Annotated in this window: 30 protein-coding genes; 12 read left to right on the top strand and 18 right to left on the bottom strand. The window is 63.9% G+C overall.

Features of this window, described 5'->3' with window-relative positions:
* Positions 1 to 249: 249 nt before the first annotated feature.
* Positions 250 to 573, bottom strand: a complete 324-nt coding sequence (locus FJW08_RS21460) for a hypothetical protein (protein WP_140812189.1) — start codon at positions 571 to 573, stop codon at positions 250 to 252.
* Between the two features lie 172 nt (positions 574 to 745).
* On the opposite strand from FJW08_RS21460, the gene mbfA reads away from it, so the two are divergent.
* Positions 746 to 1,729 carry an iron exporter MbfA gene (mbfA, locus tag FJW08_RS21465; protein ID WP_140812190.1) on the top strand — a complete coding sequence of 328 codons (984 nt, stop codon included), beginning with the start codon at positions 746 to 748 and terminating at the stop codon, positions 1,727 to 1,729.
* 218 nt (positions 1,730 to 1,947) lie between these two features.
* Here mbfA and FJW08_RS21475 read toward each other — a convergent pair whose 3' ends face one another.
* The 3 genes from FJW08_RS21475 to FJW08_RS21485 form a co-directional block, all read right to left on the bottom strand.
* Complete coding sequence (locus FJW08_RS21475; RefSeq protein ID WP_140765067.1) at positions 1,948 to 2,292, bottom strand: antibiotic biosynthesis monooxygenase; 345 nt, start codon at positions 2,290 to 2,292, stop codon at positions 1,948 to 1,950.
* Complete coding sequence (locus tag FJW08_RS21480) at positions 2,289 to 2,621, bottom strand: NIPSNAP family protein (protein WP_140812191.1); 333 nt, start codon at positions 2,619 to 2,621, stop codon at positions 2,289 to 2,291. The genes FJW08_RS21475 and FJW08_RS21480 overlap by 4 nt, the downstream gene beginning before the upstream one ends.
* A 93-nt stretch (positions 2,622 to 2,714) precedes the next feature.
* Positions 2,715 to 2,930, bottom strand: coding sequence for a DUF1127 domain-containing protein (locus tag FJW08_RS21485; RefSeq protein ID WP_140765063.1), 216 nt, complete (start codon positions 2,928 to 2,930; stop codon positions 2,715 to 2,717).
* A gap of 68 nt (positions 2,931 to 2,998) precedes the next feature.
* Between FJW08_RS21485 and FJW08_RS21490 the strand changes: the two genes are divergently transcribed.
* The gene (locus FJW08_RS21490) at positions 2,999 to 3,673 is read left to right on the top strand and encodes a winged helix-turn-helix domain-containing protein (RefSeq protein ID WP_140765061.1); all 675 of its coding nucleotides are present in this window, start codon (positions 2,999 to 3,001) and stop codon (positions 3,671 to 3,673) included.
* Between the two features lie 219 nt (positions 3,674 to 3,892).
* On the opposite strand, the gene ligD is transcribed toward FJW08_RS21490, so the two are convergent.
* The 3 genes from ligD to FJW08_RS21505 all read right to left on the bottom strand — a co-directional run bounded on the left by ligD (position 3,893) and on the right by FJW08_RS21505 (position 7,906).
* Positions 3,893 to 6,412 (bottom strand): DNA ligase D, encoded by a 2,520-nt coding sequence (gene ligD, locus FJW08_RS21495; protein ID WP_140812192.1) that lies wholly within the window; start codon positions 6,410 to 6,412, stop codon positions 3,893 to 3,895.
* A 9-nt stretch (positions 6,413 to 6,421) separates the two neighbouring features.
* Entirely contained in the window at positions 6,422 to 7,294 is an 873-nt protein-coding gene (locus FJW08_RS21500; protein WP_140812193.1) for a Ku protein, read from the bottom strand.
* 105 nt (positions 7,295 to 7,399) lie between these two features.
* Entirely contained in the window at positions 7,400 to 7,906 is a 507-nt protein-coding gene (locus FJW08_RS21505) for a ferritin-like domain-containing protein (protein WP_140765055.1), read from the bottom strand.
* A gap of 401 nt (positions 7,907 to 8,307) precedes the next feature.
* Here FJW08_RS21505 and FJW08_RS21510 point away from each other — a divergent pair, with 401 nt between their 5' ends.
* Both FJW08_RS21510 and FJW08_RS21515 read left to right on the top strand, forming a co-directional pair.
* Complete coding sequence (locus tag FJW08_RS21510) at positions 8,308 to 8,448, top strand: hypothetical protein (RefSeq protein WP_140812194.1); 141 nt, start codon at positions 8,308 to 8,310, stop codon at positions 8,446 to 8,448.
* A 180-nt stretch (positions 8,449 to 8,628) separates the two neighbouring features.
* Positions 8,629 to 9,066, top strand: a complete 438-nt coding sequence (locus FJW08_RS21515) for a DCC1-like thiol-disulfide oxidoreductase family protein (protein WP_140812195.1) — start codon at positions 8,629 to 8,631, stop codon at positions 9,064 to 9,066.
* 168 nt (positions 9,067 to 9,234) lie between these two features.
* Here FJW08_RS21515 and FJW08_RS21520 read toward each other — a convergent pair whose 3' ends face one another.
* The 3 genes from FJW08_RS21520 to FJW08_RS21530 all read right to left on the bottom strand — a co-directional run bounded on the left by FJW08_RS21520 (position 9,235) and on the right by FJW08_RS21530 (position 12,805).
* The gene (locus FJW08_RS21520) at positions 9,235 to 9,618 is read right to left on the bottom strand and encodes a DUF1850 domain-containing protein (RefSeq protein ID WP_140812196.1); all 384 of its coding nucleotides are present in this window, start codon (positions 9,616 to 9,618) and stop codon (positions 9,235 to 9,237) included.
* Positions 9,615 to 11,765, bottom strand: coding sequence for a TRAP transporter permease (locus FJW08_RS21525; protein WP_140812197.1), 2,151 nt, complete (start codon positions 11,763 to 11,765; stop codon positions 9,615 to 9,617). The genes FJW08_RS21520 and FJW08_RS21525 overlap by 4 nt, the downstream gene beginning before the upstream one ends.
* Before the next feature lie 83 nt (positions 11,766 to 11,848).
* Positions 11,849 to 12,805 (bottom strand): TAXI family TRAP transporter solute-binding subunit, encoded by a 957-nt coding sequence (locus tag FJW08_RS21530; RefSeq protein ID WP_140812198.1) that lies wholly within the window; start codon positions 12,803 to 12,805, stop codon positions 11,849 to 11,851.
* A gap of 255 nt (positions 12,806 to 13,060) precedes the next feature.
* Between FJW08_RS21530 and FJW08_RS21535 the strand changes: the two genes are divergently transcribed.
* Positions 13,061 to 13,429 carry a YciI family protein gene (locus FJW08_RS21535; RefSeq protein ID WP_027142565.1) on the top strand — a complete coding sequence of 123 codons (369 nt, stop codon included), beginning with the start codon at positions 13,061 to 13,063 and terminating at the stop codon, positions 13,427 to 13,429.
* 7 nt (positions 13,430 to 13,436) lie between these two features.
* Positions 13,437 to 14,681: an RNA polymerase sigma factor gene (locus FJW08_RS21540; RefSeq protein WP_140812261.1), complete on the top strand. Its 1,245-nt coding sequence runs from the start codon at positions 13,437 to 13,439 to the stop codon at positions 14,679 to 14,681.
* A gap of 35 nt (positions 14,682 to 14,716) precedes the next feature.
* Here FJW08_RS21540 and FJW08_RS21545 read toward each other — a convergent pair whose 3' ends face one another.
* The 6 genes from FJW08_RS21545 to hrcA all read right to left on the bottom strand — a co-directional run bounded on the left by FJW08_RS21545 (position 14,717) and on the right by hrcA (position 20,474).
* Entirely contained in the window at positions 14,717 to 15,343 is a 627-nt protein-coding gene (locus FJW08_RS21545; RefSeq protein WP_140812199.1) for a glutathione S-transferase family protein, read from the bottom strand.
* A gap of 339 nt (positions 15,344 to 15,682) precedes the next feature.
* The gene (cysK, locus tag FJW08_RS21555) at positions 15,683 to 16,663 is read right to left on the bottom strand and encodes a cysteine synthase A (RefSeq protein ID WP_140765034.1); all 981 of its coding nucleotides are present in this window, start codon (positions 16,661 to 16,663) and stop codon (positions 15,683 to 15,685) included.
* Positions 16,664 to 16,839: 176 nt separating this feature from the next.
* Positions 16,840 to 17,457 (bottom strand): LysE family translocator, encoded by a 618-nt coding sequence (locus FJW08_RS21560; protein WP_140812200.1) that lies wholly within the window; start codon positions 17,455 to 17,457, stop codon positions 16,840 to 16,842.
* A gap of 128 nt (positions 17,458 to 17,585) precedes the next feature.
* On the bottom strand, positions 17,586 to 18,932 hold the full coding sequence (locus tag FJW08_RS21565; RefSeq protein ID WP_181183003.1) for a sorbosone dehydrogenase family protein: 1,347 nt from the start codon (positions 18,930 to 18,932) through the stop codon (positions 17,586 to 17,588).
* An 83-nt stretch (positions 18,933 to 19,015) separates the two neighbouring features.
* Complete coding sequence (locus tag FJW08_RS21570) at positions 19,016 to 19,213, bottom strand: hypothetical protein (RefSeq protein ID WP_015314792.1); 198 nt, start codon at positions 19,211 to 19,213, stop codon at positions 19,016 to 19,018.
* 178 nt (positions 19,214 to 19,391) lie between these two features.
* Positions 19,392 to 20,474, bottom strand: a complete 1,083-nt coding sequence (gene hrcA, locus FJW08_RS21575; protein ID WP_140765029.1) for a heat-inducible transcriptional repressor HrcA — start codon at positions 20,472 to 20,474, stop codon at positions 19,392 to 19,394.
* A gap of 220 nt (positions 20,475 to 20,694) precedes the next feature.
* Between hrcA and rph the strand changes: the two genes are divergently transcribed.
* The 6 genes from rph (at position 20,695) to FJW08_RS21610 (ending at position 24,621) form a co-directional block, all read left to right on the top strand.
* Positions 20,695 to 21,411: a ribonuclease PH gene (gene rph / locus FJW08_RS21580; RefSeq protein ID WP_140765026.1), complete on the top strand. Its 717-nt coding sequence runs from the start codon at positions 20,695 to 20,697 to the stop codon at positions 21,409 to 21,411.
* Positions 21,412 to 21,594: 183 nt separating this feature from the next.
* Positions 21,595 to 22,005, top strand: a complete 411-nt coding sequence (locus FJW08_RS21590) for a VOC family protein (protein WP_140812264.1) — start codon at positions 21,595 to 21,597, stop codon at positions 22,003 to 22,005.
* Entirely contained in the window at positions 22,005 to 22,652 is a 648-nt protein-coding gene (gene rdgB / locus FJW08_RS21595) for an RdgB/HAM1 family non-canonical purine NTP pyrophosphatase (RefSeq protein ID WP_140812202.1), read from the top strand. Before FJW08_RS21590 ends, rdgB begins: the two co-directional genes overlap by 1 nt.
* The gene (hemW, locus tag FJW08_RS21600; protein WP_140812203.1) at positions 22,649 to 23,812 is read left to right on the top strand and encodes a radical SAM family heme chaperone HemW; all 1,164 of its coding nucleotides are present in this window, start codon (positions 22,649 to 22,651) and stop codon (positions 23,810 to 23,812) included. The genes rdgB and hemW overlap by 4 nt, the downstream gene beginning before the upstream one ends.
* Before the next feature lie 113 nt (positions 23,813 to 23,925).
* Positions 23,926 to 24,249 carry a hypothetical protein gene (locus FJW08_RS21605; RefSeq protein ID WP_140812204.1) on the top strand — a complete coding sequence of 108 codons (324 nt, stop codon included), beginning with the start codon at positions 23,926 to 23,928 and terminating at the stop codon, positions 24,247 to 24,249.
* A gap of 48 nt (positions 24,250 to 24,297) precedes the next feature.
* Entirely contained in the window at positions 24,298 to 24,621 is a 324-nt protein-coding gene (locus tag FJW08_RS21610) for a low molecular weight protein tyrosine phosphatase family protein (protein WP_140765011.1), read from the top strand.
* 60 nt (positions 24,622 to 24,681) lie between these two features.
* On the opposite strand, the gene FJW08_RS21615 is transcribed toward FJW08_RS21610, so the two are convergent.
* The gene (locus tag FJW08_RS21615) at positions 24,682 to 24,870 is read right to left on the bottom strand and encodes a hypothetical protein (RefSeq protein ID WP_140812205.1); all 189 of its coding nucleotides are present in this window, start codon (positions 24,868 to 24,870) and stop codon (positions 24,682 to 24,684) included.
* Between the two features lie 7 nt (positions 24,871 to 24,877).
* Positions 24,878 to 25,063 (bottom strand): hypothetical protein, encoded by a 186-nt coding sequence (locus FJW08_RS21620; protein WP_140812206.1) that lies wholly within the window; start codon positions 25,061 to 25,063, stop codon positions 24,878 to 24,880.
* Between the last annotated feature and the right edge of the window lie 82 nt (positions 25,064 to 25,145).

Raw genomic sequence — 25,145 nt, forward strand, 5'->3', positions numbered from 1 at the left:
CCCGGCGGACAAGAAAACTGTCACCCATGCTATCGGTCCATTCTGTTACCTATCTATCCGGTTCGGACACCGGCACCCTCTCCCCGTATAGTGACGGGGAGAGGGGCGCTGTCACCGTCGGCTTGGCCAATCACCTGCGTCGCAAGAAGGGCGCCGACGATGCGGCCAGCCCCTTCTTCCCGTCACTATACGGGGAGAACTGCCCGGCAGGGCGATGAGCGGCAGCGCCGACTCGGCAATCGAACGCTCCTAACCCAACAACGTCCGCTGCCTTTTTGTCCCGCCCAGCTTGCGCCAGCTGTTGAACCGATGCGTGGCGGCGGCGAACGAGATCTTCATCTGCTGGGCCACCGAATAGCGCGACTTGCCTTCGTCGAACATGCGGTAGCAGCACTCGACGCCTTCCTCGGTCAGTTTGCCGTCCGGCGCCTTGTTGTGCGGGTTGGCGGGGTCGAATTTCTCGACCTGTTGCTCGACCAGGCCTTTCAGGCGTTGCATGTCGGCCTCGATGCTGGCGATGAGATCGAGGACCGGTTTCGGGTCATAGGCGTGCGGAGGCTTCTTGGCCGTCATCAGCTCGTTCCTTTCATGGCTTGGTCCGATATATAGGTGAACATTCACTGCTAATGAAGAGCGATGCCCTGAACCGGGGCTTCAACTATTCTTGACCACGGCCAAGCGGGCGATTGACCATGCACGCCGTAAACCCTAGTTTAGAACAATTCTAAACTAGGGTGATTTCCTCATGCTTTCCCGTGTTTTCGGCTTCGGCCGCCGCCCATTCGAATCGCTTTCCGAAAAGGAGATCCTGGCGCTGGCCATATCGTCGGAGGAAGACGATGGGCGCATCTACCGGGCCTACGCGGACGGACTGGCCGAGAGTTTCCCGCAATCGGCCAAACTGTTCGAGGCCATGGCCGAGGAGGAAGACGGCCATCGCGACTCACTGATCGAACTCTTTCGCAAGCGTTTCGGCGAGCGCATTCCGTTGATCCGCCGTGAACATGTGAAGGGCTATTATGAGCGCAAGCCCGACTGGCTGGTGCGGCCGCTCGGCATCGAGGCCGTGCGCGGCCAGGCCGAGGCGATGGAGCGGCAGGCCTACCTGTTCTACGTCGAGGCCGCCAAGCGCACCACCGATGCCTCGACACGAAAACTGCTCAATGATCTGGCGTTGGTCGAACAAGGCCACGAGACGCTTGCGCAGCGCCTCGAGCACAAGCATGTGCCGGGTGACGTGAAGGATGAAGAGGCCGCCGCCGAGCAGCGCCAGTTCATCCTGACCTATGTGCAGCCGGGCTTGGCCGGATTGATGGATGGATCGGTATCGACACTGGCGCCGATCTTCGCCGCCGCCTTTGCCACGCATGACACGTGGCAGACCTTTCTGGTCGGTCTTGCCGCCTCGATTGGCGCCGGTATTTCGATGGGCTTCACCGAGGTCGCCTCCGACGACGGCAAGCTATCGGGCCGGGGCTCTCCAATAAAGCGCGGCATCACCACCGGGGTCATGACGGCGTCGGGTGGGCTTGGCCACGCATTGCCCTATCTCATCCCGCATTTCTGGACGGCGACCGGCGTCGCCGCCGTGGTGGTGTTCTTCGAATTGTGGGCCATCGCCTTCGTCCAGAACCGCTACATGCAGACCCCGTTCCTGCGCGCCGCCTTCCAGGTGGTTCTGGGTGGCGCCCTGGTGTTCGCGGCGGGTGTGCTCATCGGGAATGCTTAGACAAAGTGGCGAAGGACAGCGCTGCCCCTCATTGTCCTGCCGGACATTTCTCCCCGTATAGAGATGGGGAGAAAGGGCAGCTTCAGCGCGGGCGCTCCTTCCGGCCGCGCTGGTGACTGGCGAAACCATCGATGACAGCGCCCCTCTCCCCGTGACTATACGGGGAGAGGATGCCGGCAGGCAGGTAGGGGCGGCGCCAACATCAACCCCAATGGCCCTCACCCATTCACCGCCCGGCTGTCCGCCGGCGCCTCGTCTCTCTCGGTCAGCCCATAATCCCGCACCACGTGGGCGATCCGCAATCTATAGCCGGCAAAGATACCGCCTCGGCCTGCCTTCTGCGCCTGCCGGTGTTCTTCCGTATTGCGCCAGGCCTTGACCGCCTCCTCGTCACGCCAGAATGACAGCGACAGGACGCGGTTCGGGTCGGCCAGGCTCTGGAAGCGCTCGATCGATATGAAGCCATCGATGCCGTCGAGCAGCGGCCGCAGATCAGCGGCGATGCTCAGATAGGCCTCGCGCCGGCCCTGTGCGGGCTGCACCTCGAAGATGACGGCGATCATACCTTCACCAGAGGCGCATGCGGGCCGGAAGCCAGTTTCAGGAACATGCGGTCCTCCCTGAGGATGAAGCGTTCACGGCGGGCGAACTCGTAGTTTGCCTTGCCGGCGGGGTCGGCGGCAAGCCGGGCGCGATAGGCCTCGTAGGCGGCAAGGTCTTCGATGTTGTAGGCGGCATAGGCCGTCGTGGCCGAGCCCTCGTGCGGCGCGAAATAGCCGATCAGATCGGCGCCACAGCGCGGAATGGCCTGACCCCAGTTGCGGGCATACTCCTCGAAGGCGGCCTTGCCGAACGGGTCGATCTCATAACGGATGAAGCAGGTGATGGTCATCTCGGTCTCTCCTTGAAGAGTGTTTTCACGTCGATGGTTCGAGCGGCGTCGAAACGTCGTGCCGTCCGATCTGCTAAGGCAAATGACCCGATGTCACGCCTGCCAGAAGGATTTCGCGCATTCGCGGCGCACGTCCTGCCGTGTCAGGCCGAGGTCGCGCAGCAGATGGTCGTCGATCTCGCAGAGGTCGCGGCGCTGCAAATGGCGGTCATACCAGCGGGCCAGCAGCCGCGAGCGGACCCAGATGATGAACGGGAACGATTGGCGGCGGGGCAACGGCGCAGGGGCGGAAGCGGTTCGTGCGGTCATCGTCATCTCCTTGATCTGGTCGGAGAATAGTGGTTATCTGACAAGAATGCTTCGATGAGGACCGAACTATGCGTGAAGGACCCGACATTGCCCGCATCGCCAGCCTGGTCGGCGATCCCGCCCGCGCCAACATGCTGAACGCCCTGATGGGCGGCACGGCATTGACCGCGAGCGAACTGGCGCTGGAGGCCGGCGTGTCGTTGCCGACCGCGTCCTCGCATCTGTCCAAACTGATGGAGGGTGGGTTGCTGACCTTGGCCAGCCAGGGCCGGCATCGTTATTACGGGCTGGCCGGCCCGCAAGTGGCCGGCATGATCGAAGCCATCACCGGTGTGGCTGAAGCCGTTGGCCCCAAGCGCGTGCGGCCGGGCCCCCGCGACGGCGCGATGCGCATCGCGCGCGTCTGCTACGATCACCTTGCCGGCGAGCAGGCCGTTGCGATGCTGGATCGCCTAGTCGATAGAAACATACTGGTCCGCGATGACAAGGAGATCAGGCTCGGGCCCTCTGCGGCCTCGCACTTCGCGGCGATCGGCATCGACGTCTACACCAAGCCGCGGCGGCCGGTGTGCCGCGCCTGCCTCGACTGGAGCGTGCGGCGCTCGCACCTCGCAGGCACACTGGGCGCCGCCATCCTCGACAAGATCCTTGCCGAGAAATGGGCGCGCCGCCAGAAGGACAGCCGCGCGGTGATTTTTTCACCGCCGGGCAAGCAGGCGTTCGAGAGGGTGTTTTTGGCCTGAGAGGTCGGCGGCGCTCCTTTAGCGATGCCGGCGGGACAGCGCCCCCTCTGCCCTGCCGAGCATCTCCCCTCAAGGGGGGAGATCGGATGTGACGACAGCTTTCGCCAATTTCCAACATCGGAAAGAAAGTTCCGGCATCGAAACTGCCAATCTCCCCCCTTCAGGGGGAGATGTCCGGCAGGACAGAGGGGGGTGGTGCCCCACGGCGTTGAAGTCGAGTTAGCCCCGCTTCAACACCTTGCCCTTCTTGAAGAAATCCACCCACGGGTCGGCTTCCGAGAGCCGCTTCAGCGTCGTCTTGTCGCCGATCGGAAAGGCGTTTGGCGGCAGGCCGGCCTCGATCTCGGCCCAGGTCACCGGCATCGACACCGTCGCGCCCTTCTTGGCCCGCGACGAGTATGGTGCGACGGTGGTCGCGCCGCTGCCATTGCGCAGATAGTCGACGAAAATTTTTCCGGTGCGCGCCTTCTTCGACAGCGTCGCCGTGTAGCGGTCCGGCGCGCCTTGCTCCAGCGCCCCGGCGAAATCATGGGCGAAAGCTTTGACCTCGGCCCAATCCGCCGATGGTTTCAGCGGCACCATGACATGAAAGCCCTTGCCGCCGGATGTCTTGACGAAATTGGGCAGCGACAGCTCGTCGAGCTTGGCCCTGATGTCGAGCGCCGCCTCGCGGACCGCCTTCACATCGACGCCTTCGTCGGGGTCGAGGTCGAAGACGATCTGGTCCGGCTGTTCAAGCCTGTCGATCGTGCAACCCCAGATGTGGATCTCGACCACGCCGAGCTGGACCAGCGCCGCGATGCCATCGAAATCGCGGATGAACAGGATTTCCTCGCCATCGGTCGGATCCTTGGTCTTCTCGATCTTCGCATGCATGCCGGCCGAGGCATGCTTCTGGAAGAAGCGCTGGCCGCCGACGCCATCCGGCGCCCTGACCAGGCTGAGCGGACGATCAACCACGAATTGCTTCATGCGTGGCCATACCAGCGCGTAATGATCGAGCAGGGCCTGTTTCGAGATCTTTTCGTCTGGCCACAGAAGCTTGTCCGGATGGGATAATTTCACCGTGGTTTTCGCCGTTCCTGCCGTATCGGCGCTGCTTGCCGCCGGCTTGGCCTTGGCCGGGCTCTTCTCTGTCGCTCCCTTGCCTGTCGCCGCCTTGGGCTTTTCCTGCACGACTTCCTCCGCCGGCTTGTCCTCGCGCAGCCCCTGGAACGAGGCATGGCGTATTATACGGTCCGACGTCCAGCTGCGGAACTCCACTTCGCCGACCAGTTCCGGCTTGACCCAGACCAGGCCCTTACCCTTCGGCACGGCTGCATCGAAGGGCGAGGCTTTTGCCTTCAGCGCATCGAGCTTCTTTTTCAGGTCGTTGGCGCCCTTGGTGGAGAAGCCGGTGCCGACCCGGCCGGCATAGTGCAGGCTGCCGCCTTCGAAATAGCCGACCAGCAGCGAGCGCAGGCCGCGTCCGGTCTTGTCCGACGGCAGATAGCCGCCGATGACGATTTCCTGCCGTGCCGTGCATTTCGATTTGACCCATGCCGGACCGCGGCCGCTGCGGTAGGGCGCATCGGCGCGTTTCGAGACGACGCCTTCCAGCCCCATGCGGCACGCATGTTCCAGTATGATCTTGCCGGGTTCGGCAAAATGGTCGGAGAAACGCAGCGCCGCGGTGTCGGCCCTCTCGCCGAGCAGGTCCTGCAAGGCCTGTTTGCGCTCGACAAGCGGTTCGCGGCGCAAATCCTTGCCGTCGAGCCGCATCAGGTCGAAGACATAGTAGAGGAAGCGATTTGTCCGCTTCGCCGACAAATCCTGCTGCAACAGCGCGAAGGACGACACGCCGCTATCGGCCAGCACGACGATCTCGCCGTCGATGATGGCATCGCTGCATTTCAGCCCAGCGAGTTCGGCCGCGATCTCGTCGCCGAATTTTTCCGTCCAGTCGAGACCGGTGCGGGTCAGGAGCCGAACGTCGGTGCCGGCGATCTGCGCCTGCATGCGATAGCCGTCGAACTTCACCTCATGCAGCCAGTCCTGGCCCGACGGTGCATCCCGCTCCAGCGTGGCGAGCTGCGGCTCGATGAAGTCGAGTTTCCTGGCCCCAGCCTTCGCCTTGCCGGCAGCCGGCTTGTTGGAGTGCCAGACTTTGGGTTTCTCGCCCTTGGCCGCCTTGCCTTCGCCGACCTCCTCGATCGTCAGGCCTGATTTCACCGACTTCGGCTCGTCCTCCAGAACATCCTCGCCGGGGCGTGCGGCGGCATCGTCGGACTTGATCAGCAGCCAGTTGTCGCGCTTTTCGCCCGGGCGCGGCCGCAACCGTACCAGATGCCATTTGCCATGCAGCTTGTGGCCCTCGAGCTCGAAATTGATATGGCCCTTCTTCATCATCTTCGCGGGATCGCCCTCCGGCGTCCAGGTGCCTTCGTCCCAGACGAGCACCGAGCCTCCGCCATATTCGCCCTTGGGGATGGTGCCTTCGAAGCCGGCATAGTCGATGGGATGATCCTCGACATGCACGGCGAGCCGCTTTTCGTGCGGGTCGAGGCTAGGACCGCGCGTCACCGCCCAGCTCCACAGCACGCCGTCATGCTCGAGGCGAAAATCGTAATGCAGCCTTGTGGCGGCGTGCTTCTGGATGACGAAGATACCGCCGGCCTTCTTCCCGCGCGCAACCTTGCCGGTCGGCTCGGCGGTCTTCTTGAAGTCTCGCTTCGAATGATACTGTTCGAGGCTGGCCATCTCGTATCCTCAGGCCGATTTGCGCTTCGGCGCAACGCTTTTCGCCTTGGCGCGTTTGGCGGCAGGCTTGGCTTTCGCCGAGGATGACGCTTTCGACGAGCCTGAATCCGACGACAGGCTTTTCTTCAGCGCGTCGAACAGGTTGACCACGTTGGATGGTTTTGGGGCCGCCTTGGCCTTCGGCGCCTTGTGCCCCGCCTTCTTGGCGCGGATCAGTTCGAGCAGGGCATCCTCATATTTGTCCTCGAATTTCGAGGGATCGAACTTCGCCTTCTTCTTGTCGATGATGAGCTCGGCCAGATCGGTCATGTCCTGATCGGTCTTCACCGCCTTGATGTCGCCAAAGACGGTCTCCGGCTGGCGCACCGTGTTGTCGTAGCGCAGCGTCGTCAGCACCATGCCCTTGCCGAGCGGCTCGATGACGACAGGCCGTTCGCGTTGATAGAGCACGATGCGGGCAAGCCCCGCCATCTTCTTGCCCGCCATGGCGTCGCGGATGACGGCGAAGGCCTCTTCCGAAACCTTGTCGGCAGGCGCGACATAGTAGGGCGTGTCGAGATAGATCTGCTCGATCGAGGCTTTGTCGACGAAGCCGTCGAGGCTCATCGTGTGCGAGGATTCGATCTGCACCGCCTCGATCTCTTCCTCCTCTATATGGACGAAATCGCCCTTGTCGATCTCGTAGCCCTTGATCTCGTCGCCGTCCTCGATCGGCTTGCCGGTCTCGGCATCGACGTAGATCCGCTTCACCGTATTGCCGGTCTTGCGGTTGAGGATGCGGAACGAGACCTTCTCGGCATGGGTGACGACATTGGTTAGTTCGATGGCGCAAGTGACCAGCGAGAGCTTCAGATAGCCTTTCCAGGCCGGACGCGGCGCCATAGTGATTTCCTCTTGAGAAGATCAGCTGGAACGGACGACCACCCGGATGGGTTCCAACTCCGTCCGGCCGGGCCGGCGCTCTGCCGCCGGCCCGGCTTTCAGCCCCTATTCGGCGGCGTGCAGGTTGATCTTGCTTTCCGCCATTTCGGTCAGCTTGCGATCTGTCGCTTGCTCTTCTTTGAGGTTCTTGGCCAGCACATTGGCGCAGTCGCTGCGGCCGAGCTGCTTGGCCCAGGCGATCAAGGTGCCGTAGCGGGTCATTTCGTAGTGTTCGACGGCTTGGGCGGAGGCGATCAGCGCGGCGTCGAGAACATCCTTGTCGTCGACGTCGCCGCTGACGTCGTCGGCTTCCTCGAGAATGCCGTCGATGGCCGGGCAATTCACCTGCTTGGCCTTCACGCCAAACAGCTCGAACACCTCTTCCACGCGTTCGACATGGCCCCTGGTCTGTTCGAGGTGTTTTTCGAAGCCGGCCTGCAGCTGCGGGTCTGTTGCCTTGTCGATCATCTTCGGCAGCGCCTTCTCGATCTGCTTCTCGGCATAATAGATGTCGCGCAGCGTGTGCACGAAAAGATCGTCCAGCGTTTTGATGTCCTTCGAAAAGAAGCCCATGATCTCAGCCTTTCCATTGCTCTTGCTTGTGTCGGGAGTTGCGGCCTGCCAGTGGCAATGCCTCCCAGCCGGCAATGCCGGTCCCGGGATCCCAACGTCCGCTGCGCGGGGCGGTTCCGGGCCTAGCGGCCATCCGGCAAGGAAATTCCCAGGGCGGCACGAAAGTTGAAACACAAGCGCGCCAAGGCGACATTCAAACGAAACATATGTGATGCAAAAGTCACACCAGACGAAATGCCGACAAAAGGCACCGAAACACCCCGAATCAGCCGCATTCCGGCCACGAAGCGACGGGTTTTCGACCAGAAATTAACATCACGTTCATCGAGTATTCACGCCTCGATGCTATCGTTCTCGCAATTCGGAAGGGACATCCGAAAATCGGGACAGGGACAGGTAAAATGAACTTCCTCACGCACCTCGTCGGCTATGCCGCCGCCATCCGCGAGTTCGTCGCGCCGACCTATCGGCCCGAGCGCTATTACATGCGCGGCCCCGGTCCGGCCTGCGCCCGTCGCGGCACGTCACTGGGCGCGCACTGACCATGACCTTCGAGAGCCGCCACAACAGCCGCATCTGCAGGCCGGGCGTCGAGACCCGAGCCACTGCCTATCGCGCCGAACGCCCGGTCCTCACTGACGGGCGGCGTGCGACATCGCCGCGTCTTTGACGTCGCCATCGGCTGGCTTAGTGTCCCAGGGACATGAGCAGCCGAGGCCAGCGTGACCGACCATCCCAAGCCGCCTTCCCTACCCTTTGATGCAAGCCATCCGCTGATCGTCTTCGACGGCGTTTGCGTGTTCTGCTCGGGCTTCGTGCACATGGTGGTCCGCCTCGACCGCAAAACGCGCTTCCGCTTCGCCACCGCGCAATCACCGCTCGGCGAGGCACTGTTCCGCAAATACCACCTGCCGACCAACAGCTACGAAACCAATCTCGCCCTTGTCGGCGGCGTCCCCTTCACCCGTCTCGACAGTTTTGTCGCCGTGATGGCCGAGCTTGGCTGGCCTTGGCGCGCGGCCAGGGTGCTGTTGCTTTTGCCGCGCCCGCTGCGCGACTGGCTCTACGATCGCATCGCCAGGAATCGTTATGCCCTGTTCGGCAGGAAGGACAGTTGCGACGTCCCGTCGGCCGAGCTGCGCGGGCGGCTGATCGGCTAGAGCGGTTCAGCGTTTGATAGAATCGCCGAACCGCTCTAACTCTTTGTTTTAACGCAATTCCCTAGGGAAAGCGCTAGCGCTTTTCCCGGGAAAACCGTTACACACTTTTCCTGGAATTGCTGTAATGCATGTCGAGATTTCGGATCCGCTCACCAGCCTGATCGTGCGCTATCGCGGCTGGCTGGAGCCTGTGGCTTCGCACGGCTCGAGCGAGATCGTCTCGCCCGCCGTCTTGCCGAGTTCCAGGCAGCCCTGAACCGTGCACAGCGTCCAGCCGCCGCCGGTCGCGCCGGAGGCGGCGAGCATGACGCGACGCTGGGCGCCCACCCTGGGCGCATAGACCCACCAGCCGTCGCGCAGCACGGCGCCTTCCTGCGGCTCCATGCCGGCCCCCGAGCCCTCGACGCGGGCCTCGACCACTTGCAGGCCGGACGGCGTCACCTTCCAGTCCTCCTCCCAGCGCGTCCGTTCCACCGAATGGATCCAGGACAGTGTGAAAGCTGCGACCGTCAACGTCACCGTCTTGCCGGCGGCGAGGATGCACAGGCTCATGGCGGCGGCGATCCAGGCCGGACATCCGTCGTTCCACGGCTGGCATCTGCCATGCCCCGGCTGGCGCTTGCCGTGCCACGGCTGCGATACCAGTGCGCCGCGATCATCAAGAGGGAAAGCGCAAAGCCCGCTTCATCGGTCATCGGCAGCGCGGCGACCAGCATGAAGGCGGCCAGCGCGGCAAGCAGCCGTTCCCAGGTCAGCAGCCGCGTGCGCAGGAAGCCGATCACCGCCGCGCCCCACAGGCCGATAGCCAGCACCGTCTTGACGACGATATAGGCTACCGCCGGCCAGTAGCCGATTTCGGTTGCCAGAACGCCGCCGTCCTGCAGCATCAACGCCGGCGTGTACACCGCCATGAACGGCACGACGAAGCCGGCGGCGGCGACCTTTATCGCCTCGAACGCGATCTTCAGCCCGCTTTCGCGCGCGATCGGGGCGGCCGCGAAACAGGCCAGCGCCACCGGTGGGGTCAGGTCGGCCAATATGCCGAAGTAGAAGACGAACATGTGGCCGACCAGAAGCGGCACCCCAAGCTGGAGCAGCGCCGGCCCGGCAATCGATGCCGTGATGATGTAGTTGGGGATGGTCGGAATACCCATGCCCAGCACGATGCAGGTGATCATGGTCAGGATCAGCGACAGGAACAGGCTCGACTGGCCGATCGAGACGATGAAGGCGCCGAAGGTGGTCGCCGCACCAGTCAAGGTCATGGTGCCGACGATGACGCCGACGACGGCGCAGGCAATGCCGACTGGAAGCGCGGTGCGGGCACCCTCGGCCAGCGAATCGCGGCAGGCGGCCAGCGTATCGCGCCCGCCCGCGACGAACAGATTGGCGACGATCAGCACCAGCGCCGCGACAAGGATGGCGTTGATGCCGATCTTGAAGAAGCTGGCGGCGACCAGGCCGAGGCCGATCCAGAAGATGACGCGCAGCGCCATCGACGAAAACCCCAGCGCCACCGAGCCGCCCAGGATCAACAGCACCGTCATGGCGAGACCGATGGTGCCGGAATAAAGCGGCGTGTAGCCCGAGAACAGGAGATAGATGAGGACGCCGAGCGGCAGGATCAGGTACCAGCGCTCGCGAAATGCCTTCAGCGGCGACGGCAGGTCGGCGCGCGGCAGGCCGAGCAGGCCATGTTTGCCGGCTTCCAGATGCACCATCCAGAAGGCCGAGGCGAAATAGAGCAGGGCCGGGATGATCGCCGCCTTGACGACCTCGTAATATTGGACGCCGAGCGTCTCGGCCATGATGAAGGCGACGGCGCCCATCACCGGCGGCATGATCTGGCCGCCCATGGACGCGGTCGCCTCGACGCCGCCGGCGAAGGCGGCGCGGTAGCCGAAGCGCTTCATCAGCGGAATGGTGAACTGGCCGGTGGTGACGACATTGGCGACGCCCGATCCCGAAATCGTGCCCATCAGGCCAGAGGCGATGACCGCCACCTTGGCGGCGCCGCCGCGTGCATGGCCGACGAAGCCGAGCGAGACGTCGGTGAACAGCTTGATCATGCCGGCGCGTTCCAGGAACGAGCCGAACAGGATGAACAGGAAGATATAGGTGGCCGACACGTAGATCGGAATGCCGTAGATGCCTTCCGTGCCGTAGGCCATCTGGTCGATGACCTGCGAAAAATCATAGCCGCGATGGTTGAGCGGCCACGGCAGATATTGGCCGAACAGCGCGTAGAGCAGGAAACAGCCCGATATGATCGGCAAGGCCGGCCCCATCATGGCATAGGCGGCGGCGAAGATGGTGACCAGCGCCACGACGCCGAAGACGAGATCGAGCGTGTTGAGGTCGCCGGCGCGGAAAATCAGCGGCTGGTATTCGATGTATTGATAGGCCGCGACCGCCACCCCCGCGAGTGCCAATGCCCAGGCAAATGCCTTGCCGGCGGCGGGCAGGCCGCGCGCCGAAGCGACGAGCGGGAAGGCCAGAAGCATCAGGAAGCCGACATGGACGGCGCGCAGCACCTGGCTAGGCACGGTCAGGACATGGGCGGCCGTTGCGATCTGGAACAGCGAGAAGGCAACCGCGATCCAGAACAGCAGGCGGCCCTCGAGCGTGTCGGCGAAACCGCGTCCGGTCGGATCGTGGAAATCGTCCGTGACGGCCTGCTCGTTATGGCTGTCGGTCATCGGCGCCTCGAAAAGAGAGTTCCATCAACGGGAAGGGGCCGGCCGGCGGCCGGCCCTTGCCGTTCGCAGCGCAATTCGCGCTGCTACAGCAGGCCCTTTTCCTTGTAGTAGCGCTCGGCCCCCGGATGCAGTGGAATCGGCAGTCCCTTGATCGCGTCTTCCAGCTTGATCGATTTGGCCGCGCTGTGCGCGGCGACCATCTGGTCGAGATGCTCGAACAGCTGCTTGGTCATCTGATAGGCCTCGTCGTCCGACAGGTCGGAACGCGTGACCAGGATGTTGGTGATGGCCAGCGTCGGCACGTCTTCCGTCTGGCCCTGATAGGTTCCGGCGGGAATGGTCGCCGCTTTGAACGGCGCGCCGAGCTTCTGCGCGACTTCGGCCGGCACCGCCACCACGGTGATCGGCACCGAGGATGCGAGGTCCTTAATCGAGGCGACGCCGAGGCCGGCCGACTGCAGCGTGGCATCGAGCTGCCGGTTCTTCATCAACTCGACCGATTCGCCGAACGGCAGGTATTCCGTCCGCGACAGGTCCTGGTAGCTCATGCCGAGCGCGCCGAAGATGGCGCGGGCGTTGAGTTCGGTTCCTGATTTCGGCGCGCCGACCGACAGGCTCTTGCCCTTCATGTCGGCGAAGGACTTGATGCCGGCCTCCTGGCTGGCGACGATCTGCACATAGTTGGGATAGATGGCCGCGATCGCGCGCAATTTGTCGAGCTTGTTGGGGAAGCCGGCTTCCTTGTCGCCCTCGGCCGCCGCCTTGACAGAGTCGCCGAGGGCAAAGGCGATCTCCCCCTTGCCCTGCTGCAGCAGGTTCAAATTCTCGACCGAGGCCTTGGTCGCCTGCACCTGGGTGCGCACGCCTGGGATATTCTTGCCATAGATTTCCGACAGCGCCACGCCGAGCGGATAGTAGACGCCCGAAGTGCCGCCGGTCAGCACATTGATGAATTCCTGCGCCATGGCTGAGGCCGCACCAAGGCCAAGTGAAAGCGCCATCGCGCCGACAGCAACGAATTTCGTTCTGAAATTCAACATCTGGTCTCCTCCCTCAATGGTGGCCGCATCACCTCCCTGACACGAACAGAGGCGAGTTTAGACAGCGGAAGAGAAATGCCAACCCGCAATTCCACGCTTTAGACAAATGGTTGAGAGGTCGCGAAGCACATGCCCGCTTGCACAAGGCGCGGCCGGAGACGAAAGTTTTTCCGCAAGCTGTCGAAATCGGTCGCCGACGCGCGACATACGTTCGGCCCGCAACGAAGCGGCCTTCCAAACCACGGGAGAAGACCCATGCGATACATGCTTTTGATCAACAATGACGAAGCCGCGCTGGCGAACACGCCGGTCGAGAAAGCCCAGCAGATGAGCGCGGCCTATGCCGCCTACACCGAAGCGTTGAAGAAGTCCGGCGCGTGGCTGGCCGGCGAAAGGCTGCGTCCGACCCAGGCGACGACCTCGGTGCGGATCGCCGACGGCAAGACCAACGTGATCGACGGTCCCTATGCCGACACCAAGGAGCAGCTTGCCGGCTTCTACATGATCGAGGCGGCCGATATCGACACCGCCATCGACTGGGCGGCGCGTTGTCCGGCGGCCAGCACCGGCACGGTCGAGCTGCGGCCGATCTGGGAAATGGCCGACTATATGCCCAAGAAGTGACGGCGTGATGGACACTCGCCCGGAGATCGCCCGGGCGGCCGCCGAGGCCGCCGCCCGGCAGAGCTATGGCAAGCTGGTCGCCTGGCTCGCCGCGCGCACGCGCGACGTGGCCGCCGCCGAGGACGCGCTGGCCGACGCCTTTGCGGCGGCGCTCGAACGCTGGCCGCGCACCGGCGTGCCGGAAAAGCCGGAAGCCTGGTTGCTCGCCGTGGCAAGGCGGCGGCGTGTCGATGCGGTGCGGCGGCGGCTGACCAGCGAAGCCGGCCGTGACCATCTCAAGCTGATTGCCGAGGAGGCGGAAGCGCGCATGACCGACGAGGACCTGCCCGACGAACGATTGCGGCTGATGTTCGCCTGCGCCCATCCGGCGATCGAACCCGGCGTGCGGGCGCCGCTGATCCTGCAGACCATCCTTGGATTCGATGCCGCGACGATCGCTTCCGCCTTCCTGCTCTCGCCGGCCACGATGGGCCAGCGCCTGGTGCGCGCCAAGAGCCGCATCCGCGAGACTGGCATTCCGTTCCGCGTGCCGGAGCGGACCGAACTCGGGGAAAGGCTGGACGCGGTGCTGGAGGCGATCTACGCCGCTTTCGCGGAAGGCTGGTCCGACCCGGCCGGCACCGAGACGCGGCGCCGTAACCTCGCCACCGAAGGTATCTGGCTCGGCCGGCTGGTGGCCTCGCTGCTGCCGGACGAGCCGGAGGCACTGGGCCTGCTGTCGCTGATGCTGTTCGCCGAGGCGCGGCGCGCCGCGCGGCGCGACCCGGCCGGAGATTATGTGCCGCTTGCCGAGCAGGATCATGCACTCTGGGATCATACCCTGGTCGACGAGGCCGAAGCCTGTCTTCGCGGCGCCGCGACCAAGGGCGTCATCGGCCGCTACCAGCTGGAGGCGGCGGTGCAGTCCGTCCATGCGGCGCGGCGGCTGACCGGCCGCACCGACTGGAGCGCGATCCGCGAGCTCTACGAAGCGCTGTTCTCGATTGTGGGATCGCCGGTCGTGGCGATCAACCGCGCGGTGGCGATCGCCGAGACAGAGGGCGCGGTGGCGGGGCTGGCGGCCCTTTACGTGCTTGGCGACGACAAGCGGCTCAATGACTACCAGCCCTACTGGGCCGCGCGTGCCGGCCTGCTGGCCAGGCTCGGCCAGGGACCGCAGGCGGTCGAAGCCTATGACCGCGCGATCGGCCTCGAGCGCGATCCGGCGGTGCGCCGCTTCCTGCAGGAAAAACGCGCCGCGCTCACACAGTGAGGTGCCGGAGCCCGGGCGCTTTTCGGTCCGTCCGTTCAGGCCGGCCACATCCCGTGCGACGTGTTGAGCGTCTTCAAAATCGGATGCTCCCGCAACCGCGCCCACAGGCGTTCGATATCGGGCCAGGCTGCCCGCGCTCTGTCGATGTCGGGATGCCAGGCCACCAGCATGACGAGATAGATGTCGGCCACCGACATCTTATCGCCAACAAGCCAGTCGCGGCCATGTAAGGCGGCATCGACGACGGCAAAACCGCGGTCCATTTCGGCGACCGCCGCCTGTTTCACCGCCTTGGTACCGTCCGCATCCGCTGTGTAACGATGGGCGTAGTAGAGCCGCAGGATCGCCGGGTAGAGCGCCGAGGACATGAACGCCATCCAGCGCAGGAATTCCGCGCGGGCGGGCGCGTCGGCCGCCGGCGCCAGGCCGGCCTGCGGGTGGCGCTCGGCGAGAAGGATGCAGATCGCCGCCGATTCGGTGATCGAGCATCCGTCCGGCAAGGTCAGCACCGGCACCTGGTTCAACGGGCTGATGGCGAGGAAGGCCGGATCGGGCGCCTCGCTCTTCGGCACGTCGATCTGTTCGAAAGGCGCATCGATCAGCGCCAGCGCCGCCTCGACGACGAAGCCGCCGCTGCCGGGACGCGTATAGAGCTTGTACATGGAATCCTCCCCCGGCCGTCTTCTCGCGGGCCGGAGGTGATATGAACCGGAAGCAGGGGTCGGCTCAAGCGGCGTGCCGGCGGCCACGGGGAGTTTTTCAGCGGGCCAGGCTCACGGTGCAGGACCAGTGAGGCTGGCGGGCCAGCCCCCCCTCTGTCCTGCCGGACATCTCCCCCTCAAGGGGGGAGATCGGATGTCATGAATGCTTTCGCCAATTTTCGACGCTGAAGAACGAGCGCGGGGCTGAAATTGCCAATCTCCCCCTCGAGGGGGAGATGCCCGGCAGGGCAGAGGGGGGCGCTGGCCCGCCGGCGCATGCTATTCCTGGGTATTGAAAACCTAAGCCCCAAGCCCCTCGAACAGGATCGTCGACAAATACCGCTCGGCGAAGTCGGGGATGACCACCACCAGGGTCTTGCCCTTGTTCTCGGGCCGCGAGCCGACGACGATTGCCGCCTGCAGGGCCGCGCCCGACGAGATGCCGACCGGCACGCCTTCGAGGCGGGCGATGAGGCGCGCATTGGCGACGGAATCCTCGTTCGAGACCTTGACGATCTCGTCATAGATCGTGGTGTCGAGGATTTTTGGCGCGAAGCCGGCGCCGATGCCCTGGATCTTGTGCGGGCCGGGCTGGCCGCCCGACAGCACCGGCGAGGCATCCGGCTCGACGGCGACGACATGCAGCGCGGGCTTGCGCTTCTTCAAGACCTGGCCGACGCCGGTGATGGTGCCGCCAGTGCCGATGCCGGCGACGAAGATGTCGATCTCGCCCTGCGTGTCGTTCCAGATTTCCTCCGCTGTCGTCTTGCGGTGGATTTCCGGATTGGCCGGGTTTTCGAACTGCTGCGGAATGATGGCGTTGGGGATCGTCGCGGCCAGTTCGTCGGCCTTGGCGATGGCGCCCTTCATGCCTTTCGGGCCTTCGGTCAGCACCAGCTCGGCGCCGAGCAGCGCCAGCATCTTGCGGCGCTCGACCGACATCGTCTCCGGCATGGTCAGGATCAGCTTGTAGCCCTTGGCGGCGGCGGCGAAGGCAAGCGCGATGCCGGTGTTGCCGGATGTCGGTTCGATCAGCGTGGTCTTGCCGGGGGTAATCTTGCCGGCTGCCTCCAGCGCCTCGATCATCGCCACGCCGATGCGGTCCTTGACCGAGGCGATCGGATTGAAGAATTCGAGCTTGGCGACCAGATTGGCGACGACGCCCTTCTCCTTGGCGAATTTGTCGAGCCGTACCAGGGGCGTATCGCCGATCGTGTCGGTGACGGAATCGTAGATACGGCCGCGGCCGGGCACGCGGGCTGAAGTGACGGGCTTGTTCATTGGTTTCGCTCCCTGGATTTCAGGCAATTGGCAGTAGCCGACAGAATAGGGCTTTCAGCCGCGCAAGATAGGCTGCGGCTCGAAAATATCCGAGTGGGGCGCGTGCTGAAAACGCCTGGCCCCCGGAAAACCATTTCTCGAAACAGCCGGGCCAGGGAATGGTTTGGCCAAAAGGCCTACTGACGAGCAGCGATCGCCGCCGCGGCGCCAACCATGAAGGCACCGGCGGTGCGGTTCAGCACCTTGAGCGCGCGCGGCGACTTCAGGAACCAGCGCGCCTTGGCCGCCAGCGCCAGGTAAGGCACCAGCACGACGAACAGCACGACGACCGTCAGCGCGACGAGAATGCCGTAGTCGGCAAGCGTGATCGTCTTCAGGTCGACGATGGTGGGCGTGATGGCGAGGTAGAAGATCATCGTCTTTGGATTGCCGAGCGTCACGGTCAACCCGGCGATGAAGCTCGACGGCAAGCCGCCCTTGCCCTTCCTGGCTTCGATGGTTTCGGGCGTGATACCAGCGGTCCAGAAGCGCCAGCCGAGGAAAGCGAGATAAGCGACGCCGGCCCATTTGATCGCCAGGAAAACCATGCCGAACTCCTGTGCGACGAAGGCCAGGCCCAGCACCACGGCGGTCAGATAGATGAGATCGCCAAGCATCAGGCCGAAGGACATGGCGAGCGACGAGCGAAAGCCGGAGCCGAGCGCACGTGCGACGAGCGCTGTGACGCCGGGGCCCGGGATGGCGGCGGCGACGCCGAGCGCGGCGCTGTAGGCGAGAAAGCCGGTGAGTGTCATGGATGTGGTCTCGGATGAGGGCGCTTTATCGCATATATCTGAATGGAATTGAATTTACCGAGGAATGGATTCGATTGCACCAGACCTCTGTGAGACCTGATGGGGGGCCAGGGCTGCCAATAGACGGATCAGGACCGTCCGTCACTATAAGTCACGCGCCAGATCGTGCCGTTGCCGTCCTCGGTGACGATCAGCGCCCCGTCCTTGGCCACCGCCACGCCAACCGGCCGGCCCCAGACCTCGCCATTTGAGACGACGAAGCCGGTCATGAAATCCTCGTATTCGCCGGTCGGCTTGCGGTCCTTGAACAGAAGGCGGACGACCTTGTAACCGGTCCTGTTGCCGCGGTTCCAGGAGCCATGCAGGGTCACGAAGGCATCGCCTTGATACTCGGCCGGAAAGCTTTTGCCGTCGTAGAAAGCGATGTTGAGCGGCGCCGAATGCGCCTGCATCAGCACATCGGGAATGTCAGCCTTGCCGGCGAGGTCGGGACGCGCGCCCTTGTGGCGCGGGTCCTCATTGTTGCCGATGTAATACCAGGGCCAGCCATAGAAGGCGCCTTCCCTGACCGTCGTCGCGTATTCGGCCGGCGTATTGTCGCCGAGCGCATCGCGCTCGTTGACGACGCACCACAGCGCACCGGTCGCCGGCTGCACGGTCATGCCCGAACAGTTGCGCAGCCCGGTGGCGACGATGCGTCCATTCCCGCCATCGGGGTCGAAGGCCCGCACCTCGGCCCGGCCCGCCTCGGCACCCCAACTGGCGCCGAGCGGCTTCGACTTGACCCACGCGTCGAGCCCGCCTCTGGGTCTCTTGCCCATGTCCTCGGCGATATTCGAGCCGGAGCCGACGGAGAGGTAAAGTGTCTTGCCGTCGGGCGAGAAGGCGATGTCGCGCGTCCAGTGGTGATTCGCCGGAATGTTGTCGACGATGGTTTGCGGCTCGCCCGAGGCCTTCAGGTCGCCATTGCGGTAGGCAAAGCGTACGATGCTGTCGCTGTTGGCGACATAGACCCATTGCGGGTCATTGCCGGGCGGATAGAAGGCGATGCCGTAGGGCCGGTTGAGGCCGCCGGCGAAGATGCTTTTCTCCGCGGCTTTCGCGCTTCCGTTCGTCAGCCGGTAGACACGGACCTGGTTGGCTTCGCTGTCGGCGACGAACAGGTCGCCGTTCGGCGCGACGCGCACCACACGCGGATTGTCGATGCCGGACGCGACGAGTTCCGCCGAAAAGCCGGGCGGCAGTTGTGGCTTGGCGTCTTGCGGCCTATCCGTCAGGCCGGCGCTGTTCGAAGCGGATTTGGTGACATAGGGCCTCGGCAAGTCTTCCGGCTTGATCAACCGGCGCACGCCGGGCTTGTCCGCGCGCCAGTCGCCGAAGGCTGCCGGGCCTTTGAGCACGGGCTGATCGGCCTGCTGGGCGAGAGCCGCGGTCGTGAGAAACAGTGCGGACATCGCCAGTCCGGCCAATCGCATCACTTCCTCCAGTGGGTCGTGGGAGAAATCAACGATCGGTTTGTCCGTGGGTTCCGTCACGCACGGTGAGCAAACTTCTGGAATCAGGTCCCGGCGGCGTAAAAATCGTCGTCCAGGCGTTTTTCCAGTTCCACGAGATCGGCCGGCAACGGCAGCCCCATGGCGCGCATTTCCCGCAGTTTTTCGCGCAGCTGTTCCTGAATTTCGTGCTGGTCCTCCGGCTGGTTCACCATCTCTTCGAGCAGCAGGCTGATCTGGGCCTTGAATGATTCCAGCGCCATTCTTTTTCTCCTTTGCAGCCGGTCCTTCGGTGTCGCACCAAAGGTGTCGAGATTCGGGTCAGGCCGAGTCGAAAACGGTGGCTTACGAGAACCGGAGCGGAGCGTACTTAAGTACGTGGGCACCGGAAGCGCAGGAAGCCACCGTTTGCAGGCCGGCTTCACCCGAATATCAATACACCTAGCGAAGCATGCGCGATATCAGCTGCGCCGTATAATCAACCATCGGCACGATGCGGGCATAGTTGAGCCGGGTCGGGCCGATGACGCCGAGGGCGCCGACGACGCGGGCGTCCTTGTCGCGATAGGGCGCCACCACCAGCGACGAGCCCGACAGCGAGAACAGCTTGTTTTCCGAACCGATGAAGATGCGCACGCCCGATCCCTCCTCGGCCAGGTCGAGCAATTGGATCAACCCATCCTGCGTCTCCATGTCCTCGAACAGATGGCGCAGCAATTCGATGTCGGCCTGGGCGGTGACGTTTTCGAGCAGATTGGCGCGGCCGCGTACGATGAGTCGTGCCGGCAGCCCGCTTTCGGCGCCCGCCCACACAGCCAGTCCCTTCTCGACGAGGTCCTGCGACAGCGTGTCGAGCGCCGCCCTCGTTTCTTCCTTGATGCGGGCGATCTCGGTCCGAGCCTCGGCCAGCGTGCGGCCGCGAATATGCGCGTTGAGGAAATTCGAAGCCTCGTGCAGTTGCGAAACGGTGATGCCGGCCGGCAGGTCGACGACGCGGTTCTCGACGTCGCCGTTCTGCGACACCAGCACGGCAAGCGCCTTGGTCGGCTCGAGCTGGATGAACTCGATATGCTTCAGCGCCACCTCGTTCTTGGCCGCCAGCACCAGGCCGGCGCCGCGCGACATGCCCGACAGCATCTGGCTGGCCTCGGTCAGCATGTGCTCCAGCGTCGCGCCCGAGCCGGAGGCCCGCACCTGCGCTTCGATGGTGCGGCGCTCCTCGTCGGAGAGGTCGCCGAGCTCCATGAAGGCATCGACGAAGAAGCGCAGGCCGGCCTGCGTCGGCAGGCGCCCGGCCGAAATATGCGGCGCGTAGATCAGCCCGAGATGCTCGAGGTCGCTCATCACGTTGCGGATGGTGGCCGGCGACAGCGAGGACGGCAGGATGCGCGACAGGCTGCGCGAGCCCACGGGCTCGCCGTCCCTCAGATAGGAATCGACGATGCGCCGGAAGATGTCGCGCGAGCGCATGTCGAGCGATTGAAGCGCGGGCGACTGCGACGCGGGATCGACTGCCTTGGTCATTCGGCCAAAAACCTCCGGTTCAAGGATATAGACTTCGGTGGGCCGCGCGCAACCGGTGTCTGTGTCGGATCACCCCGGGTGTCCGTGTCGGATCACCCCGGGGTCCGTGTCGGATCACCCCGGGGTCCGTGTCGGATCACCGGTCCGTTTTCCTTTGCGCGCTGCCCCCCTTGCGTCTAAAAGCCGGCCACGATTCAAAAATGACAAGAAAGCAGGCTGAATGCGCCCCTCCAAACGCCAATTCGACGAAATGCGCGCTATATCCTTCGAGCGCGGCGTCTCCAAGCACGCAGAAGGCTCCTGCCTGGTGAAGTTCGGCGACACCCATGTCCTGTGCACCGCGAGCCTCGAGGAAAAGGTGCCGGGCTGGATGCGCAATTCCGGCAAGGGCTGGGTCACGGCCGAATACGGCATGCTGCCGCGCTCGACCGGCGAGCGCATGCGCCGCGAGGCCTCCGCCGGCAAGCAGGGCGGCCGCACGCTGGAAATCCAGCGCCTGATCGGCCGTTCGCTGCGCGCTGTGGTCGATCTGCAGGCGCTGGGCGAACAGCAGATCACCGTCGACTGCGACGTCATCCAGGCCGATGGCGGCACCCGCACCGCTTCGATCACCGGCGGCTGGGTGGCGCTGTATGATTGCCTGCGCTGGATGGAAGCCCGGCAGATGGCCAGCGTTTCGAAGGTGCTGAAGGACCATGTCGCGGCGATTTCCTGCGGCATCCATGACGGCCAGCCGGTCATCGACCTCGACTATGTCGAGGATTCCTCGGCCGGCACCGACGCCAATTTCGTCATGACCGGCAAGGGCGGCATCGTCGAGATCCAGGGCACCGCCGAAGGCGAACCTTTCTCCGAGGACCAGTTCGCCGCGCTTATGGGCCTGGCCAAGAAGGGCATTTCCCGCCTGGTCAGCCTGCAGCAGATGGCGGTGGCGTAATTTCGAAATGTCGAGCTTGAGCGCCCCTCTCTGTCCTGCCGGACATCTCCCCCACATGGGGGGAGATTGGCAGCTTCGGCGCTCCACTCAATCCTGCAACGCAAATGATTGGCGAAAGCCGCGATGGCCGCTGATCTCCCCCCTCGTGGGGGAGATCCCCGGCAGGGCAGAGGGGGGCGCCTCGTGATACCCTCCGCCATCCTGGAATCGGCCCTCTACGTCACCGACCTCGACGCCGCTGAGCACTTCTACACCGACGTCCTCGGTCTCAAGCCGCTCGGCAAGGTCGACGGCCGCCACCTTTTCTTCCGCTGCGGCACAGGCGTCCTGCTCATCTTCAACCCCGAGGCGACCAAAATTCCGCCCGCACCGGACGCGAAGCTGAAAGTGCCGCCGCACGGCGCTATCGGCGAAGGCCATCTGTGCTTTGCCGCCAGCGCCGCTGAAATCGACGGCTGGAAAGCCCATCTTCAGGCGAAGAAAATCGCTATCGAAAGCGAATTCGAATGGCCGCAAGGCGGTCGTTCGATCTATATACGCGACCCCTCGGGCAATTCGATCGAGTTCGCCGAGCCAAGAATCTGGGGCCTTTGATGCATTCACTCGATGGCAAGAAGATCGTCGTCGCTAGCCACAATGAAGGCAAGCTGCGCGAATTCGCCGACCTGATGGGTCCGTTCGGCTTCGAGGCGAAATCGGCCAAGGCGTATGGCCTGCCCGAACCGGACGAAACCGGCACCACCTTCGAGGAAAACGCCTACATCAAGGCCTTCGCCGCCGCGAAGGCGACCGGCCTGCCGGCGCTGTCGGACGATTCCGGCCTCTGCGTCGACGCGCTCGACGGCGCGCCCGGCGTCTATACCGCGAACTGGGCCGAGACGCCGGACGGATCGCGCGATTTCGCCATGGCCATGCAGCGCACCGAAGTGGCGCTGCAGGAAGTCGGCGCGGCCACGCCCGAACGGCGCACGGGCCGCTTCGTCGCCGTCATCTGCCTCGCCTTTCCCGACGGCGAGGCCGAATATTATCGGGGCGAGGCCGAGGGCACGCTGGTCTGGCCGCCGCGCGGCGAGCTCGGTTTCGGCTACGATCCGGTGTTCCTGCCCAATGGCTTCGACAAAACCTTCGGCGAGATGAGCGCGAAGGAAAAGCACGGCTGGAAACCCGGCCAGGCGACGGCGCTGTCGCACCGCGCCCGCGCCTTCCAGAAATTCGCCCAAGCGAGATTGGGACAGGCATGAGCATGCTGCTCGACCGCAGTCCCGGCTTCGGCGTCTACGTGCATTGGCCGTTCTGCGCGGCCAAGTGCCCCTATTGCGACTTCAACAGCCATGTCCGCCACCAGCCGGTCGACCAGGAGCGCTTCGCCGCCGCCTTCGAGGCCGAGTTGGCGACGATGCGCCAGCGCACCGGGCCGCGCGAAGTGACCAGCATCTTCCTTGGCGGCGGCACGCCGTCGCTGATGAAGCCGGAAACGGTGGCCAGGATTCTGGACGCGGTGGCCAGGAACTGGACGGTGCCTGACGGCATCGAGGTGACGCTCGAGGCCAACCCGTCTTCGGTCGAGGCGGAGCGTTTCCGCGGCTATAGGGCGGCGGGGGTCAACCGCGTCTCGCTCGGCGTGCAGGCGCTGAACGACAAGGATTTGCGCTTTCTCGGCCGGCTGCACAATGTCGAGGAAGCCTTGCACGCCATCGGGCTCGCGCGCGAAATCTTTCCGCGCCTGTCCTTCGACCTGATCTATGCGCGCCCCGGGCAGACGCCACAGGATTGGCAGGCGGAGCTCGAACAGGCGATCGGCCATGCCGCCGACCACCTGTCGCTCTACCAGCTGACCATCGAGGAAGGCACGCCCTTCCATGCGCTGCACGCGGCGAAGAAATTCATCATTCCAGACAACGATCACGCCGCCGACCTCTACGCGTTGACGCAGGAAATCACGTCGGCGCACGGCCTGCCGGCCTACGAGATTTCCAACCACGCGCGGCCGGGCGCCGAGAGCCGGCACAATCTGACCTACTGGCGCTACGGCGAATATATCGGCGTCGGCCCCGGCGCGCATGGCCGCTTCGTCGAGAACGGCCATCGGGTGGTGACGATCGCCGAACGGATGCCGGAAACCTGGGCCAATCTGGTCGAGGCCAAGGGCCATGGCATCACCGGCGGCGAGCTCCTCACGCGCTCGGAAGAGGCGGACGAGTTCCTGCTGATGGGGCTGCGCCTCGCCGAAGGCATCGACCTCTCGCGCTACGAGGCGTTTTCCGGACGCGGCCTGTCGAGCGCGCGGCTGTCGGTGCTGCAGGGGGAGGGGCTGGTGGCGCCGATCGGCAATGCGCGCCTGCGCGCCACGCCCGCCGGCATGATCGTGCTCGACGCCGTGGTGGCGGATCTGGCGCGCTAACTAGATCCCAAGTCGTCGGCCGGAAATTGGCAATTTCTCTGATTGAGGAAGGCTGATAGATATCTGGCTTGCCTAGCTGATGGCCATAACGCTGTTTCGAACAAGGGTGCGCCATGAAATTCGTGATCCATGAGACGTTCCGCACTGTAAACACGGATGATGTCTTCGAATTTGGATTAACCGAAATTTCGAAACCGCAGGACGACGAAGATCTCTATCGAGCCGATGCCGTAATCATTAGAAACCAGAAGGTTATCTCTAGGACAAAACCATCCGGCATGAGTGAATTCGATGTGATCCGGAGTTTTCTTACCTATGTCGGCATAAATCTGAGGGCGTTGCCGCGCGATTACGCGATAGAGTTCGAGCTCTACGGGCTAACCCCGGATCAATATATTCCGCTAACCAAGTCGATACGAGAAATGTTTGATGAGTAATTCCAATGTCACAGCTGCGAAGACGCTGAGCTAGGAAGCCGAGAACCTTTGAAAAACGTCCTCTTCGTCTGCAGCCAGAACCGCTTGCGCAGCCCGACCGCCGAGCAGGTGTTTTCCACGCGGCGCGACATCGAAGTCACCTCGGCCGGCACCAATCACGATGCCGAAAAGCCGCTGACGCATGAGCTGGTCGCCTGGGCCGATATCATCTTTGTCATGGAGAAAATCCACCGCACGAAATTGCAGAAGAAATTCAAGGCCGGCCTGAAGGCGGCCAAGGTGATCTGCCTCGACATAGCGGACGACTACGAGTTCATGGACCCGGAGCTGATAGCGCTTCTGAAGGCCCGCGTTTCACGATATCTGGACTGAGCGCCCGGCCCGGCGTTCACCTCTCCGCCTTCGGCGGCCGCCTCGCCGATCCGAGCCAGATCAGGCGTCGTGTTTGTGGCGGTGCTTTCCGCGCTCCTTCTCGGCCTGGGACTCTACGGAGCGCACCGGCTTGGCGTTGTCCTTGTCGCGGCGGCCGCGATGCTGGTCGCCCAAAGAGGGTAAGGGTGCGCCGTTGCGGGCGCTTTTTGTTTCAAGACGGGTGATGAAGATATCGAAGCGATTGGGCATCGTCCGGTCAGTGCTCCGTCGTGCTGTCGGTTTCGTTGTCGGAAAGCCTGACGTTTGTCGGCAAGGCGCTCGCGGCCTGCTTGGTCAGGCTGGTGTCGTTCCGGGCTGGCAGCCGCTTGTCCTGGCGTGCGGCCATCCGGCTGCGGCCGGCATAATAGGGCTCGAAAGCGTCCTGTATCGTCAGGCTGTCCATCCTGCCCTCCCTTCGGAATCAGGGGCTAAATCTGCCAAGACCGGTTTCGTTCCCTACTGTGGCGAAGGAATGGCGATTGCCT

The sequence above is a fragment of the Mesorhizobium sp. B3-2-1 genome (assembly GCF_006439515.1).
In the GTDB taxonomy this organism is placed as follows: Bacteria; Pseudomonadota; Alphaproteobacteria; order Rhizobiales; family Rhizobiaceae; genus Mesorhizobium.